The 15,791-nt window shown below is 48.7% G+C and carries 12 protein-coding genes and 1 pseudogene; 12 read left to right on the top strand and 1 reads right to left on the bottom strand.

The window, feature by feature from the left end; all coding sequences use genetic code 11:
* Positions 1-44: 44 nt before the first annotated feature.
* The 9 genes and pseudogenes from FND36_16185 to FND36_16145 all read left to right on the top strand — a co-directional run bounded on the left by FND36_16185 (position 45) and on the right by FND36_16145 (position 9,615).
* Entirely contained in the window at positions 45-866 is an 822-nt protein-coding gene (locus FND36_16185) for a hypothetical protein (protein ID QDW75454.1), read from the top strand.
* Between the two features lie 124 nt (positions 867-990).
* Positions 991-1,512, top strand: a complete 522-nt coding sequence (locus FND36_16180; protein ID QDW75453.1) for a spore maturation protein — start codon at positions 991-993, stop codon at positions 1,510-1,512.
* 189 nt (positions 1,513-1,701) lie between these two features.
* Positions 1,702-1,938 carry a helix-turn-helix transcriptional regulator gene (locus FND36_16175; protein QDW75661.1) on the top strand — a complete coding sequence of 79 codons (237 nt, stop codon included), beginning with the start codon at positions 1,702-1,704 and terminating at the stop codon, positions 1,936-1,938.
* Positions 1,939-2,461, top strand: a pseudogene (locus tag FND36_16170) (urea carboxylase-associated family protein).
* Positions 2,458-3,003, top strand: coding sequence for a dihydrofolate reductase (locus FND36_16165; protein QDW75452.1), 546 nt, complete (start codon positions 2,458-2,460; stop codon positions 3,001-3,003). The pseudogene FND36_16170 and the gene FND36_16165 overlap by 4 nt, the downstream one beginning before the upstream one ends.
* A 63-nt stretch (positions 3,004-3,066) precedes the next feature.
* Positions 3,067-4,428, top strand: a complete 1,362-nt coding sequence (locus FND36_16160) for a hypothetical protein (GenBank protein ID QDW75451.1) — start codon at positions 3,067-3,069, stop codon at positions 4,426-4,428.
* Complete coding sequence (locus FND36_16155) at positions 4,425-5,069, top strand: DUF4194 domain-containing protein (protein QDW75450.1); 645 nt, start codon at positions 4,425-4,427, stop codon at positions 5,067-5,069. Before FND36_16160 ends, FND36_16155 begins: the two co-directional genes overlap by 4 nt.
* Positions 5,020-8,364, top strand: a complete 3,345-nt coding sequence (locus tag FND36_16150) for an AAA family ATPase (GenBank protein ID QDW75449.1) — start codon at positions 5,020-5,022, stop codon at positions 8,362-8,364. Before FND36_16155 ends, FND36_16150 begins: the two co-directional genes overlap by 50 nt.
* A gap of 54 nt (positions 8,365-8,418) precedes the next feature.
* Positions 8,419-9,615 carry a DUF2399 domain-containing protein gene (locus FND36_16145; GenBank protein QDW75448.1) on the top strand — a complete coding sequence of 399 codons (1,197 nt, stop codon included), beginning with the start codon at positions 8,419-8,421 and terminating at the stop codon, positions 9,613-9,615.
* A gap of 42 nt (positions 9,616-9,657) precedes the next feature.
* Here FND36_16145 and FND36_16140 read toward each other — a convergent pair whose 3' ends face one another.
* Complete coding sequence (locus tag FND36_16140; GenBank protein ID QDW75447.1) at positions 9,658-11,424, bottom strand: DUF885 domain-containing protein; 1,767 nt, start codon at positions 11,422-11,424, stop codon at positions 9,658-9,660.
* Between the two features lie 403 nt (positions 11,425-11,827).
* Here FND36_16140 and metG point away from each other — a divergent pair, with 403 nt between their 5' ends.
* The 3 genes from metG (at position 11,828) to FND36_16125 (ending at position 15,775) form a co-directional block, all read left to right on the top strand.
* Positions 11,828-13,846, top strand: a complete 2,019-nt coding sequence (gene metG / locus FND36_16135) for a methionine--tRNA ligase (GenBank protein QDW75446.1) — start codon at positions 11,828-11,830, stop codon at positions 13,844-13,846.
* 87 nt (positions 13,847-13,933) lie between these two features.
* Positions 13,934-14,920 carry a diaminopimelate dehydrogenase gene (locus tag FND36_16130; protein QDW75445.1) on the top strand — a complete coding sequence of 329 codons (987 nt, stop codon included), beginning with the start codon at positions 13,934-13,936 and terminating at the stop codon, positions 14,918-14,920.
* 93 nt (positions 14,921-15,013) lie between these two features.
* On the top strand, positions 15,014-15,775 hold the full coding sequence (locus tag FND36_16125) for a TatD family deoxyribonuclease (protein QDW75444.1): 762 nt from the start codon (positions 15,014-15,016) through the stop codon (positions 15,773-15,775).
* Positions 15,776-15,791 lie beyond the last annotated feature (16 nt).

Raw genomic sequence — 15,791 nt, 5'->3', positions numbered from 1 at the left:
ATAACCAACAAACCATATCAAAATTTACTTACAGAGGTATCCGTATGAAAGCAAAGGAAAATCAGATAAGCATAGAAGAGATGATTGAAAACAAGAGGCTCGATCTTCTGGGAAAACAGATCCCTTTACTAAAGAAGCGAGATTTAAAAAAGAAGGATAAGGAGGAAGACTGGACAAAGATTTTGGAATATCTGCTGGATCACCAGCAGAAGACGCTGTCCTGCCATCTCCTGGAAAGGGGAATCTTAGGAATCCTGGCAGAAGAAAGACGGACCAGGGTCTACCGCAAGATACTGCGGTACAAAGATGAGCAGATGTTCCGGCATATTTTAAAATATGAAAAAGAAATTTCTGAAAGAATCTTTCCCTTTCCGGAAAGCAAAATGGAAAAACTGTTTTTGAAAGTGATTTTAAACAAATATAGGAAGTCGATAGAATTGGAAGAGGGAAGAAAACGTTTATGGGAGCTCTGCTTTGCTTGTGAGGCGGACAAGATGATGGGCTGGATTTTAAGAAAGAAAAAGGATTTCCAGTATCTGGGACGGATCGCGGGAAACGGCTCGGATGAAATCTTCCAGGCATTGGATTGTATTCCTGCCAAAAGCGTACTTTTAGATGTGAGAAAAGAAGTGCTGGCAGAAGCGTTTCTTACCCAATATGGAAAGGATCGTTTGGATTATCTGGAGAAAAGGGGATGGATGAAAGGAGAACGCAGAAAGGAGAGGATATCTATCTTGGAGGAAACCAGGGAAAAACTGGGACGGAGAAAATATGAAAAAAGCAGGCGGGGACAGCAGGAGAAGACGGCGGACGAAAAGAAATTAAAATACTTGATCCGCTGTGAGGCAGAGGGCGGCAGAAGCTGACAGAGATAAAAGAAAAGGGGGATATAAGGGGAAAGCGGCATACATATAATGATACCAAGGTCAAAACCAGGATCTTATAGACTTATAGAATCGTATGGTTTTGAAAAAGAAAAGGGAGAGCGGAATGAAAATCTTATTGTATGTCAGCGACCTGATCGTTCCCTTAGTGATCTTCGGGATTGTCAGCTATGGACTTTTGATGAAAGTGGAAGTTTATGAGACGTTCATCACAGGAGCAAAAAGTGGATTTTTCACAGTGATCAAACTCATCCCCACACTGGTGGGATTGATGGTGGCGGTGGGAATCCTGCGGGCTTCCGGCTTCCTGGATTTCCTGGCAAGGATCGCGGGAGGTCTGACGGAGCCTCTGGGCTTTCCGGCAGAGCTGGTGCCCTTAAGCGTGGTAAAAATGTTTTCGTCCTCGGCAGCTGCCGGCCTTTTGCTGGATCTCTATAAGGAATATGGGACGGATTCTTATATTGGGAAAGTGGCGTCCATCAGTATGAGCTGCACAGAGACCATTTTTTATACCATGAGTGTTTACTTTATGACGGCAAAAGTTACGAAGAGCAGGTACACACTGGCCGGGGCCCTTTTGGCAACCGCCGGGGGACTTATAGCCAGCGTGGCGCTGGGCGGGCTGTGACTGCAGGGGATAGAAAGGCGATTTTGGGAGAATAAGGAAAGATTCCGGGAAAAGATCCGAGAAAAATGTCAAAAGTTCTTGACATTTCTCTTTTTTTAATCTACAGTTGAAATGTAAAAAGAATTTGACATTTGTTGACGCTGGCAGCAATTATTTATGGCGCTATGCTGCTTTATTATAAAAAGCAATATGGGGACTACTATGGAAAATAAAATTCGGGAAAAGCGAAAAGAACTGGGATTCTCTCAGGAACAACTGGCAAAACGCTGCGGAGTGGTCCGGCAGACGGTGAACGCCATCGAGAATAATAAATACGACCCCACCCTGACTCTTGCGTTTCAACTGGCAAAGGAGCTGGGAATCACCGTAGATGAATTATTTATGCATGGACAGAGCAGAGACACACAGCCGGAAGGGAGAAGGTAGATGAAAGCAGAATATATCATAAATGTCTGCAGCGGGATCTGTATAGAGGTACTGCCTGGACAAATTTCTGTCCACGGGAGTCACCATTGACTGCAATGAATCCCTGCGTTTGAAGGTGGGAGATGGGATTTACTCGAACCGCTACCGGAAAATGTTTGAGATCCTCTATGATGAGGTGGGGGAGCATGACCTTCTGCATCCCTGCTGCCGTCCGGAAATGTACGACTTCTTCTACGAAAATGGAAAGGACCATCCCAACTGTCTTGACAATATCAACCACAGTCTGGGAGAAGCAAGGCCGATCATCCAGCCGGTCAATCTCTTCATGCATACGAAACTGTACAGCGCCGGAAGGATCTCGGTAGAGCCGCCTGTTTCCAAGCCGGGAGATCAGATCATCTTGAGGGCGGATATGCATATGCGTTTGGGAATTGCCGCATGCAGCGTGTCGGAAAGCAAGTGCAATAACGGGGCCTGTACACCGGTGAAAATAGTGGTGCGGTCAGGAGAGGGAACAGTATGAGAAAGGTTGTTTTATTTATCGCTATGAGCCTGGACGGCTATATTGGAGATCGAAATGGCGGGGTGTCTTGGCTTGGCGGCCAGGATCCGGAGGGCGCTGTCCTGGATACCTATTCGGTTTTCATAAAAAATGTTGATACCGTGGTCATGGGCTGGAAGACTTATCATCAAGTCGTGACGGAGCTGTCGCCAAAGGAATGGGTATATGAAGGGTTGACAAGCTATGTGGTCACCCACAGGGAGATACCTTCCGCAGACCAGATCATTTTCACCCATCAGCCGCCCCGGGAACTGGTCCGGGATCTGAAAGAGAAACCGGGAAAAAATATCTGGATCTGCGGAGGAGCAGACATTATCCAGCCCCTGGTGAAAGCAGACCTGATCGACGAATATCACATTTCGGTGATCCCGATGATCTTAGGGGGCGGAATCCGTTTGTTTCAAGAGGATTTGGAAGGAGAGGCGGCAGAAATTCCGCTGCAATTGCTCCGCGCCCAAACGTATAATGGAATCACCGAGCTGGTTTACACACATAGATATTAATACGCAGGATTTTAATATACAGATTTTAACACGCAGATAAAAGGATAGGAGTGAACAGCATACATGCAGCTTCGCCAAGAGATCCCGGATACATTCTGGAGTTTGTTTCGTTCCATAAACCGGGAGACATACATTGACGCTCTTTTGTGCATCAGTGAAGAATACCAATATAATAATTATTTTCTCACCAAAGAAACCTGTATCCAGGTACTGAGCGACCGGAACGTCAGGAAACAGTTCGAACTGAAGTGGGAGGAGACAGAAACCGATTTCGATATGCTGGAAACGCCGGCATCCCGGATTTTAAACTGGCTGCTGAAGACCGGCTGGTTAAAGCGGATCGAGGATTATCACACCCTGGTGACCAACATTGTGATCCCGGATTACTCGGCGGTTTTTATCAACGCCTTTGAACGGCTGAGTTCGGAGGGGATGGAGGAAACTGAAGTTTATATCCAGAATGTCTACGGCACGTTGTTTTCCTTCCGGAACGATTCCAGAGTGAACTTAAGCATGCTGCGCACGGCGCTTGTCAATACCAGAAGGCTCAATAAAGCGCTGCAGGATATGCTCCACAATATGGACCGCTTTTTTGGCCGGCTTCTGGACCAGGAGTTCTACGGAGATCTGTTAAAAGAACACCTGAACGGTTATGTCGAAGAGATCGTGCGCAAGAAGTACCACATTTTGAAAACCTCGGATAACTTCTATATTTATAAGATGGACATTAAAAAATGTCTGCGGGAGATGCGGGAAGATGAGGAATGGATCGAGCTGGTCCGGGAACGTTCCCGGATGATGGGGGATGTGGAGGAAGATGTGCTGGATCTTCTCGACCAGATCGAGAGAGGGTTTGACGACATTGAGCATAGGATCTCCAACATGGACCGGGAGCACACCAAGTATGTGCGGGCTACGGTCACCCGGCTGAATTATCTGCTGAGCCAGGAGTCAGACACCAGAGGGCTGGTTGTCCAGCTTTTAAATCAGATGTCTCAAGGCGGCAGGGGAGAAGCTTTGCTCAAGAAGACCTCGGAGAAGATCAACCTGTCTCTGCTGGAAATCCTATCTGAGAGGTCTCTCTATAAACGGCGGAAGCCCAGAAAGGACTTTATCAGCCAGATGGCTTTGGAGGAAGAAGAACAAGACCTTTCCAAGGAGGCGATCCTGCGGCTGAACCGGATCCATACCCGATACAGCACAGAGCAGATCGAGGCGTTTATCGAGGAACATATGACAGATGAGATCATGGATGCGGCCAAGGTGGATATTTCCGATGAAGAAAGCTTCGAGAAGTTGATCCTGGCCTACGATTACAGTACCAGAAGAGACAGCCGGTATATGATACTGGAAGAGGAACCGGAGATGATCCAGCAGGGACCTTACCGGTATCCGGCGCTGAAATTTGTGAGGAAACGGTTATGATAGAATATTTTGAAGAACGGACCCAGGAAGAACAAGAAGAGATCACGGAGGTGATCCAGACACTTTACCGCCAGACTTTTCTTTTGGAACGGAAATTTGACCGCAGGGCCGGGCGGATGCAGTATACCAGAGAATACCGGACCTGCGCGAAACATTTGGAGTTTCTGAGGATGTACTTTGCCGTGGCGGGGATCGAGCTGAGAGAAAACGTACATATGGGGATTTTCTACATCCAGGGAGAACAGCTCTGGGGAGAGAAGCTGCCCAGGCTTACGACCATCTATCTTCTGGTGATGAAGATCTTATATGACGAACAGATGGCCGCCGCCTCTTCCAGCAGCCATGTGGTCACCACGCTGGGAGCGGTCAATGGCAAAGCAGGCAGTTTCGGCGTGCTGAAAAGCCTGCCCTCGCCTACAGAGATGCGGCGGACCATCGCGCTTCTGAAGAAATACCAGATCATTGAGCCGCTGGACGTGCTGGAAGAATTGAACGAGCATACCAGGCTGGTCATCTATCCCTGCATCCACGCGGTCCTGCAGGGAGACGACATCCGGCAGCTTTTGGATACATTTAACGAGGAGGAACAAAGTGGAGACGAAACAGCCATTCAAAATACTATCGAAGATCTGCCTGAATAACTGGCATTATATTAACCGGAAGGTTCTGTCTTTCAGCGAAGGGGTGAATTTCTTCACCGGACATTCAGGAAGCGGGAAATCCACGGTGATCGATGCCCTTCAGATCGTGCTGTATGCCAATACTGACGGGCGGGGATTCTTTAATAAGGCGGCCGCCGATGATTCTGACCGGACATTGATCGAATATCTGCGGGGCATGGTCAATATCAGCGACAACAATGAATCCCAGTATCTGCGGAATCAGAATTTCTCCAGTACCATTGTGCTGGAATTCACCCACAGCGGTACCGGAGAGAAAGAATGTGTGGGCGTGGTCTTTGATGTGGAGACGGCGACCAATGAGGTGAGCCGGCTTTTCTTCTGGCATGCCGGCGGGATTTTGGACAACCATTACCGGGGAGAAAAGCGGGTTTTAAGTACGGCGGAATTAAAAGAATATTTCCAGCGGATGCTGCCGCCGGAGCGATATTACTGCGGCCCCAGCAATGAGCGGTTCCGCCGCCAGCTTTATGACGTTTATCTGGGCGGACTGGACATGGAGAAATTCCCCCGGCTTTTTAAGCGGGCCATTCCCTTCCGGATGAACATTAAACTGGAAGAATTCGTCAAGGAATATATTTGCATGGAGCAGGACATCCACATTGAAGATCTGCAGGAAAGCGTCATGCAGTACGGCAGGATGCGCGCCCGGATCGAGGAAACCCTGGCAGAAGTGGAGAAGCTGCGGAAAATCAGGGAAATTTATGACGCCTACGAAGCCATGGGAAGAGAGGCCAGGTCCGGCGCTTATCAGGTGACCCGTTTGGAAATCCTGCAGTTGACGGAGAAGATCCAAGAGTGCAGGGACAAAATGAAGAACCGGGAAGAAGGAGCCAAAGAGCAGGAGAGGCAGTTAGAACAGCTTGCCCAGGAACAGCAGGAGCTGCAGAAAGAGTATGAGGAAATCCTGGTGAAGATCGCGGACAGCGGTTATTCCCGGATGGAGACGGAGCTTGCCGCATTGAACGAGACCATCCAGCGGCTGGAGACCAGCAAAGGGCGGTGGGACCAGACGGCCCGGCGGCTGGAGGCATGGAAGGAAACAGACAGTCCTTCCAACCAGACCTTGTGGGATATCAAGAAGTTCGTCCAGGGAAATATTTCTCCGGAGGAACTTGTACGGCTCCAGGAAAGCCTTCAGGAGATCCGCAGGGAATTAGAGGAGCAGCGTCAGGAAGCGGCCGGAGACCTTCGAAGGATCAAGCGGGAAGAAAAAGAGACAAAAGAAGAATTAGAGGAACTTAAGAAGGGAAGCAAGGCATATCCCAGAGAGCTGGAAGAAGCCAGATATGAACTGCGCCGCCGGCTCCACGAGAACTGCGGCAGATTTGTGAATGTGCAGATCCTGGCGGACCTTCTGGATATCCGGGACGAGCGGTGGCACAACGCGGTGGAAGGGTATCTTGGCAATAACAAACTGCTGCTGGTGGTGGAACCAGCCTATGCGAAGATGGCCATGGACATTTACCAGGATATGGATCGGAAGAAATTCTGCCGGGCGGCAGTGCTGGATACGGAGAAAGTCTTAGAGGGGGAATACACAGTCCGGGAAGGGGCGCTGGCCGAAGAAGTGAAGGCCAGGGAGCCTTACGTGCGGGCCTATATAGATTTCCTGCTTGGAAATGTGATCAAGTGTGAGACCATCAGCGAACTGCGGCAGCAGAAGATCGGCGTGACGCCGGATTGTATGCTGTATTCAGGATTCCGTCTGCAGCACATGAACCCGGAGAATTATACCAGCAGGGCTTATATTGGCGAGACCAGTATGCGCCAGCGGATCCGGCGGCTTGAAAAGCGGCGGGAAAAACTGCAGGAGGAAAGGCTTCCCATCCAGGAGCTGCTGGAAGAAGTGCGGCGGCTGATGGAACTGGAGGGCCTGACCCAGCCGGCGGAGGATTATCTGGGCTGGATGGCGGACTGCAAAGAACTGTCCGGCAAACGGAAACGGAAAGAAAAGCTGATCCAGGAGATGGAAGAGTTAAGGGAAGTTTCCGTCAATCAATGGGAAGAGCGCAAAAAGGAGCTATTGCGGCAGCAGGAAGAAAAGAAAGGACTGGGAGAGAGACTTCAAGAAAGTATTTGGAGCAGCCGGGGAGCGATCAAACATTTCAGGGAAGAGATCCTGGAGGCAGAGGAACAGCTTGCCGGGAAAGAAAAAGAACTGGAAGAAGATGGAGAACAGACGTGGGAGGGAGAGTTCCAGGAATATCTGAACTCACGGAAATCCAGGAATTACGAATACCTGAAGAAGCAGAAGCAGGCGGAGCTGGAAGGTTTGCGGCAAAAGGAGGAGGAATCCTACCGGCAGTTGGTGGAAGAGCGTGGAAACTACATCCGCAGTTATCCAAACCGGACGTTTTCCACCACGATCCGGGAGAATGGGCCTTACGATAAACTGCTGGAAGATCTTAGCTGCGGGGAGCTGGAAGAATACCGGGAGGCGGCCAAAGAGCAGGCCCGTTCCGCGGTAGAGCATTTCAAAGACGATTTTATTTTCAAGATCCGCAGCGCCATCCGGGAGGCATTGCAGCGAAAAGACGAACTGAACCGGATACTAAGCCGGCTGGATTTTGGAAAAGACCGGTATCAGTTTGTGATCGGCAGAAATAAAGGGGCGGACGGAAGGTATTATAAAATGTTCATGGATGACGCCCTGCAGATCCAGCCTTCCGAGCTGGGGAACCGGATGGACCACCAGATGAATCTGTTTACGATGGAACATGAAGGGCAGTACGGCGAGATGATGAACGAATTGATCCAGATTTTTATTCCGCCGGAAAACGCGTCGAAAGAAGAGATGGAAGAGGCAAAGCGGAATATGGAGAAATACGCGGACTACCGGACCTATCTTTCCTTTGACATGCAGCAGATCATCCAGGGTGAGAAAGATATGACCATAGGACTTGGGAAGATGATCAAGAAAAACTCCGGGGGAGAGGGACAGAATCCACTGTACGTGGCGCTGCTGGCAAGCTTCGCCCAGATCTACCGGATCAACTTGTCGCCCAAAGTACACCGGAAGCCAACGATCCGGCTGGTGGTACTGGATGAAGCCTTCTCCAAAATGGATGGAGAAAAAGTGGCAAGCTGTATATCCTTGATCCGGGGGCTGGGGTTCCAGGCGATCATTAGCGCTACCAACGATAAGATCCAGAACTATCTGGAGAATGTAGATAAGACCTTCGTGTACGCAAATCCCGATAAACGGCATATCTCGATTCAGGAATTCGAAGAGTTGGGGCCGGGGGATTTTTAAAAATCCCCCGGCCCAAATTGAAAAAGCCCTGTCCCAAATGGAGGATTTTTTGAGATGTATTTGATAAAAAAGATCATTCAAAAATGTGAAAACAGTGCAAATGACTGGCGGGAAGGAGCCAGCGGAGGGCGAACGATAAAGATCCAGCAGTCGGATTACGACCAGTGCGGAAAAACAGAGCTGATCAACGAAGTCAAGGAATTGGAAGCGGCTGGGCTTATCACCGATGTAAAATGGATCATCCGGGGAAGTGATGCGGAGAGGATCGCGTTCCGGCTGGAAAGTCTGCCGGAATTTTATCAAATGCTGGAGAAAATGTGCGGGGAAAAGATCTGCACAAAGCAGGACCGGGTAAACGCCGGAATACAGAAGATAACTGTAGAAATAGAGAAGGGGTTTGCCAAACCTTGGATCAGAGATTATTATACGTATCTTTTGTCCAGGCTGGAGCGGGGCGATTTTCCAAGAGAAATGGAGAAATTGGACCTTTATCTGAAATGTTTCCGCGGGATTGACGTCTTGGAGGAACCTATTTACAAGCGGATCTTCAGTAAACGTTTTTTGAATCATTCCAAACAATTTGAAAAAGAAGCCCAGGCCCACGTATTGTCTACAGCCAGAAAATATTGTGATGAAATTGAAGAGGGAATGGATGATAAAACTGTGCTGGCGCAGCTCCTGATCGAGGAATATGCTCAGGAGCTGGCAGTGAAAGGGCCTCTTAAACTTGTCATTGGCGGAGAAGAAAAAGAAGAGGAACTGGACCTGTCAAAATTTAGATACGGTACGGTGCTAAACAGCGCAACATTAAAACACAGCCGGATTCTGCCGGAACAAGCGCCGATCAGAAGAGTAATGACCATAGAAAATAAAGCCAATTTTGTGTCAATGCCTTACGAAGAAGATACTTTATATTTCTTCAGCCATGGTTATTTTTCGCCAAAGGAGAGAGATTTTCTGCAAGCACTGAGGGACGTTCTGGGGACAGAAGAGGTCGCCTATTATCACACGGGAGATCTGGATTACGGCGGGATACGGATTTATCAGTATATGAAAAACAGAATCTTTCCAGAACTGAAACCATACATGATGGATGTGAAAACCTTCAACCAGTATCAGGAATACGCAGAGCCTTTGACCAAAGAATCTCTGAAAAAGCTGGAAAAATTGGAGGCAGGAGAACTGTCTGGTCTGGCACGGCGGATTCTTGACACTGGGAAGGGAATCGAGCAGGAAAGCTTCCTGATTTAGTCAAAAAGGGACAGGGCATTTTTAATTGGGGCCGGGGGATTTTTAAAAATCCCCCGGCCCCAACACGTATGTCCGCAGCACGTCAAAGGGTGCTGGCCCGACTTCTAACACGGCTTTATGGAACCGTTTCTGGCTGAAGTCATCGCCCCATTCTTGAATGGCTTCTTTTTTCAGCTCCAGGAACTCTACGTATCCGATGTAATATTTTAGATAATTGGCAGGATCGCCTACGAGCAGTTCATAGATATCCTCGATCACATCGGTTTCGGTGATTCCATAACTGTGGAAGAAGGATACGGTATCCAGAAGACTCCATCCATCGTAGTGGATCCCCATATCGGCCAGGGCGTAAAGCCCCAGCAAAATGGAAGCGTTTTTCTGCATAAGGACCGCCTGGCTGTGATCTAAAGGCGCATAATAGTAACTCATCATTTCTGTATAGGTAGCCCATCCTTCTGTGTAACCGCCGAAATTTATCAGGTTCCGGATAGGATCGGGATCCTGGCTGGCAAAATAGACGGTTTGATACAAATGGCCTGGATAGCCCTCATGAGCCAGAGTAGTGAATAGAGACAGATCGTCAGGCAGATGCCCGGCGTTAATATAAATCACGTTATCTTGAGTGTTATCGATCGCCGGAATCATATAGAAAGCCGGACTTAAATATTCTTCCATAGACTCCTGAACGTATTTGACCTGAGTGTTTACCTTGGGCGGATCAGGAAACTCCCCCTCCAGCTTTTGTTCCAGGAAAGTGAGAATGGAACTGGGATTGGTGTCGGACAGGGTGCTTCCCTGGGTCTTGAATAAATCAGAAGAAACGCCGCCCTCTTCCGTCACGGAAAGGGATGAAAGGGCCTCCTGGATGTCCGTCAGATCCTGGGCGATCTGCTGCTGGGTCAGTTCCTGAAGTTCAGGGATCGTCCGGTCAGAACCGGTTTCAGAGGCGGCCAGAGCTTCATAATACGTTTCCCCTTCTGGAAAATGGCACAGGCCGCAGCTATTTTTGCCGGCGCCGCGCAGGCCGGCAATGCCTTTTTTTAATGTCTGATAAGCAGGGAAAACAGAACTTTCAATAATTTCTGCATTTTTGTCACAATAGGCTTTTTTCTGGTCATCGGTCAGACCTAACGGCTCTAATCGTTCCTCGAAGGAGGAATAGAGATAGTTGTCTTTTCCCAAATCTATGAACGCCTGACATTCTGTGACAATGTCATCCGCGCTGGAGGCAGACATAAAAAGCCCCTGCTCAGAACGGGCTGTTTCAAATTCCAGAATCGACTGGAAATATTCCGGCATCTGGGTTAATAGCCGCAGATAGATATCTACGTCGGTGGTGTCGTAGAATTGATATTCTGACAGCAGCACAGGAAGCTGGGCCTGGGTTCCCGTTAGAGGAGCCAGAGGTTCTTCATACAGTCCATAGGCAGACTCCCGGAGAGAATGTTCCAGATAACTTTCCAGGACGTCATAGGTCAGCCGGTTTTCTTCCGATAGTTTCTCGCGGTTATGCCTATGGAGCAGGGCCAGGGCATTTTCAGCGGCGGCGCTGATTTCTTCCGTGTCTGTGCTGCAGGTTCCAAGAGAAATGGGTGTGTCTTGGATGCCATAAGCAGAAGGATCCCGGAGCGTATAGTGGAGGGAAATCGTATTGCTTGCCACCTCCTGGCGGAAGAGAGCTTCCGTGTAGGCCTCAAACCTCCGGTTGGCATCCTGCCCCAGGAATAAAAGCAGGCCGGCAATAGAAAGAAAAAGGGCAAGCAGGATGACCCCCAAGAGCCGGGAATGTTTTTTTAACGATTTGAACATAGAGATTCCTGACGTTTTTTCTATTTATATGCAGAAGGAAGAGCGGAAATGAGTAACCGTTCTGCCAGAAGGCGGAGGAATCCTCTACTTTTCCTTGACATGCCAGGCTTTGGTATGCTACGATTTTTAACACGAATAAATATGCAAATGCAATGACGGAAAGAGTACGCCTTTTTATATTCTACAGAGAAGTCCTGGAAGGCCAAAAGGCCTGCTGCTGAGAGGGATGAATGGAGACTGGCGGAAGATGGCTCCCAAGCGGCGCACCGAACATGGCAGATTTTAAATAATCCGGAGAGTGGCAGAAAATCACGGAGGAATCTGTCTGCAAGGCTGCGAAGGGTCCGCCCTTTATAGCGGCAGGGTGAAATTCACCCGCTAAGGTCTGTGCCGTGAGGCCCAGATGAAAAGAAGTGGTAACACGGGAAATTCCGTCTTCTCTGATTTTTCAAATCATTTGAAAAATCGGAGTTTTTTCTTTTTTAGGCATAATTTATTTGGATCAAAGGAGGAGAGCTGCAAAATGGAAAAACCAAAGTATTATATTACAACAGCCATCGCTTATACATCAGGCAAGCCCCATATCGGGAACACCTATGAGATCGTGCTGGCGGATGCGATCGCCCGTTACAAACGGAGCAAGGGGTATGATGTGTTCTTCCAGACAGGAACAGACGAGCATGGCCAGAAGATTGAGCTGAAAGCCCAGGAAGCCGGGGTTACACCGAAAGAATTCGTGGATAATGTGGCCGGCGAGATCAAGCAGATCTGGGATCTTATGAATACGTCTTATGATAAATTTATCCGCACCACAGACGAGGACCATGAGCGCCAGGTACAGAAGATTTTCAAGAAAATGTACGAGAAAGGCGACATTTACAAGGGATATTATGAAGGAATGTATTGTACTCCCTGCGAGTCATTTTTCACCGAATCTCAGTTGGTAGACGGCAAATGTCCCGACTGCGGCCGGGAAGTGCAGCCAGCCAGAGAGGAAGCATATTTCTTTAAAATGAGTAAATACGCGGACCGGCTGATCGAGCACATCAATACTCATCCGGAATTCATTCAGCCCGTATCCAGGAAAAATGAGATGATGAACAATTTCCTGCTGCCGGGCCTGCAGGATCTGTGTGTGTCCAGAACTTCCTTTAAATGGGGTATACCGGTAGACTTCGATCCGGGCCATGTAGTTTATGTATGGCTGGACGCGCTGACCAACTACATTACCGGTATCGGATATAACTGCGATGGAGAAAACGCGGAACTGTTTGAGAAGAACTGGCCGGCGGATCTGCATCTGATCGGCAAGGACATCATCCGTTTCCATACTATTTACTGGCCGATTTTCCTGATGTCTCTGGATCTTCCGCTGCCCAAACAGATTTTTGGACATCCCTGGCTTCTGCAGGGAGACGGCAAGATGAGCAAATCCAAAGGAAATGTGCTGTACGCGGATGAATTGGTAGATTTCTTCGGAGTGGACGCAGTGCGGTATTTCGTACTCCATGAGATGCCATTTGAGAACGACGGCGTCATTACCTGGGAGCTGATGGTAGAGCGGATGAACTCTGATCTTGCCAATACGCTGGGAAATCTGGTTAACCGGACCGTTTCCATGGCAAATAAATATTTTGGCGGCACTGTGGCAGACAAAGGCGTGGCGGAAGATGTGGACGCAGATCTGAAAGCAGTAGCAGCCCATACCCCAGAAGCGGTGGACGGGAAAATGGACGAGCTTCGGGTGGCGGATGCCATGACGGAGATCTTCAATCTGTTTAAACGCTGCAATAAATATATTGACGAAACCATGCCCTGGGCGCTGGCAAAAGATGAGGCAAAGAAAGACCGGCTGGAGACCGTGCTCTACAACCTGATCGAGAGCATCAAAGCAGGGGCGAAACTTCTGGCGCCTTATATGCCGGAAACCGCAGACAAGATCCTGGCCCAGCTTGGAGATGGAAAAGTAACAGAAAAGCCGGAAATCCTTTTCGCCAGACTGGATCTTGAAGAAGTGATGAAAAAAGTGGAAGAGCTGCATCCGCCGGTGGAAGAAGCCAAAGAAGAGGGCCCGGTGATCGACCTGGAGCCAAAGCCGGAGATAACCTTTGAGGACTTTGGAAAAATGCAGTTCCAGGTGGGAGAGATCATCGCCTGCGAAGCAGTGCCAAAATCCAAAAAGCTGCTGTGCTCTAAAGTAAAAGTAGGAAGCCAGATCAAACAGATCGTATCCGGCATCAAAGCTCATTACACACCAGAAGAAATGGTAGGTAAAAAAGTCATGGTGCTGACGAACCTGAAACCTGCCAAACTGGCAGGCGTATTGTCAGAAGGAATGTTGCTGTGCGCGGAAGACGCAGACGGGAATCTGGCACTTGTAACCCCGGAAAAAGAAATGCCCGCAGGAGCAGAAATCTGCTAAATTGTTAAAAAGGGACAGGGCATTTTCAATCGGGGCCGGGGGATTTTTAAAAATCCCCCGGCCCCGATGAAAGAGAAAGGAGAAAAAATGGATAAAATCAGAATTGGTATTGTTGGTTATGGAAATATTGGAAAAGGTGTTGAAACGGCGATCGCCTGCAATGAGGATATGGAGTTGAAGGCGGTATTTACAAGAAGAGATCCGGCTTCTGTAAAGATCCAGACGGCGGGAGCAGAGGTAAAGCATATGGATGATATGCTGTCAATGAAAGATGAGATCGATGTGATGATGCTGTGCGGCGGGTCTGCTACGGATCTTCCGGTCATGGGACCGCAGATTGTGAAGAATTTTAATACCATCGACAGTTTTGATACTCACGCAAAAATACCGGAATATTTTGCAAATGTAGATAAAGCAGCAAAAGAAGGCGGAAATGTGGGAATCATTTCTGTCGGCTGGGATCCGGGAATGTTTTCTCTGAACCGGCTTTACGCGGAGTCTATCCTTGTGAATGGCAGCACTTACACATTTTGGGGGAAAGGCGTCAGCCAGGGACATTCTGACGCGATCCGCCGTGTGAAAGGTGTGAAAAATGCCATTCAGTACACGGTGCCGATCGAAGAAGCGGTAGACCAGGTGAGAAGCGGAAGCGAGCCGGAACTTACCACACGGGAAAAACACCTGCGGGAGTGCTATGTGGTGCCGGAAGAAGGAGCGGATCTGGCGGAAATCGAGAACGCGATCAAGACAATGCCAAACTATTTCGACGAATACGACACAACCGTAACATTTATTACAGAAGAAGAACTGAAGGAAAACCATAGCAAAATGCCTCATGGCGGGTTTGTGATCCGCAGTGGAAAAACAGGTACAGAGGCAAATAACCATATCATCGAATATTCTTTGAAATTAGATTCTAATCCGGAATTTACGGCAAGCGTGCTGATCTGCTACGCAAGAGCGGCCTATCGCTTGGCGAAAGCCGGCGAAAGCGGAGCGAAAACCGTATTTGATATTGCGCCGGCACTGTTATCCATGAAGACACCGGAGCAGTTAAGGGCAGAATTGTTGTAATAGGATATGGGAAAAGTGTAAAAAGGGACAGGGCATTTTTAATTGGGGCCGGGGGATTTTTAAAAATCCCCCGGCCCCAACCAAGGAGGTACTATGATTTTCGATACACATGCGCATTATGATGACGAACAATTTGATACGGACCGGAAGGAACTTCTCATGTCGATGGCGACGGAGGGTGTTGGAACCATTGTAAATGTAGGCGCTTCTTATGATTCCTGCCAGAAAGTAGTGGACATGGCCCAGGAGTATCCGTTCATGTATGCGGCTGTGGGCATTCACCCCGATGAAGTGGGAGCATTGAATGAAGTGTCTTTTGCTCAGATGAAACAATTGTTTCAGCGGGAAAAAGTGGTAGCCGTGGGAGAAATTGGCCTGGATTACTACTGGGATAAGGAATCCCATGACCAGCAGAAAAAATGGTTTATCCGTCAGTTAGATTTGGCGAAAGAGCTTAACCTTCCAGTCCTGATCCATAGCCGGGAAGCGGCGGCAGATACCTTGGAGATCATGAAAGAGGAGGCCGGCGGCCTTTCCGGAGTGATCCACTGCTTCTCCTATTCCAGGGAAATGGCGCAGGAGTATGTAAAAATGGGCTTCTATATTGGAATCGGCGGAGTGGTCACATTTAAAAACGCAAAGAAAATCAAGGAAGTGGCAGAAGCCATACCGCTGGAAAAGATCCTGCTGGAAACGGACTGCCCTTATCTGGCTCCCGTGCCCTATCGGGGAAAACGAAATGATTCCAGATATATCCGCTATGTGGCTGAGGAGATTGCCCGGCTGAAGGATATTTCCTATGAAGAAGTGATACGGCAGACAGAAGAAAACGCCCGGAAAATGTACCGGCTGTGATTGCGGGCGGATACAC

It is taken from the genome of Lachnospiraceae bacterium KGMB03038 (assembly GCA_007361935.1).
GTDB lineage: Bacteria > Bacillota > Clostridia > Lachnospirales > Lachnospiraceae > Massilistercora.
The sequence above is the reverse complement of the archived record's forward strand: the minus strand, read 5'-3'. Positions and strand labels throughout refer to the sequence as shown.